At 29.4% G+C, this 748-nt stretch carries 1 protein-coding gene; it reads right to left on the bottom strand.

The annotated features are described in order from the left end of the window. Positions 1-344: 344 nt before the first annotated feature. Positions 345-656, bottom strand: a complete 312-nt coding sequence (locus V7659_RS31710; RefSeq protein ID WP_335441788.1) for an iron-sulfur cluster biosynthesis family protein — start codon at positions 654-656, stop codon at positions 345-347. Positions 657-748: the final 92 nt, after the last annotated feature.

The raw sequence follows: 748 nt of genomic DNA, 5'->3' as shown, positions 1-748 counted from the left end.
CTTTTTAACCCTCCAATCAAATATTTTTATTACCATCCATTTAATTTATGAAATATATAAATTTATAAAGTGGCTCGCAATAAATCAGTGGATGTGGTTTGTGGGTAACAATTTATAGAAAAATATTTTCTATAAATTATTAGTAAATGGATGGTTAAAAAAGTATATAAGTAGATGATTATTATTACCTTATAGTTAATAACCGGTTTCTTTAAGGGACTCGGTCCATGATAGAGTAAAAGCATCCAAGATTTTAGTTTAAAAACAAACAAAATGGGATCAGACATTGGTCCGACCCCATTTTATCGTAAGAATTGGTAATCCATTCTAGATTTTGGATGGAGTTAAACAAATCTTAGTCTAATTCTATTATTAAAAATTTGATTCCTATTTGAAAAAACAAAAGATCCTCCTGAATAATTGATGTTTAGCTCATGATCGTACGTTTCTTCAATGTCACCGTCAATCATGATGTTTATACCATCTATATTCAATAATTTTTCATAAGAATAATTCTCTCTTAACGGGACTACTTTCATTTCATAAATAGTGTTTACAATATCACAACTGCCCGGATCCATAGATAATTGAATCATCTTATCGTGACTTACTTGACTCAGCGCCTCTTTCGCTTGATCTGTAATGGTAATGTTCATAAGGTTGTTGTTTCCTCTTTCCATATTTTATTTTTATTTTTCCTTTATTAATCTCGTCTATCCAAACAAAAAAATGAATACGCAACTAAGGT

The organism is Neobacillus drentensis, from assembly GCF_036966985.1.
GTDB classification, from domain to species: domain Bacteria; phylum Bacillota; class Bacilli; order Bacillales; family Cytobacillaceae; genus Neobacillus; species Neobacillus drentensis_E.
The sequence above is the reverse complement of the archived record's forward strand: the minus strand, read 5'-3'. Positions and strand labels throughout refer to the sequence as shown.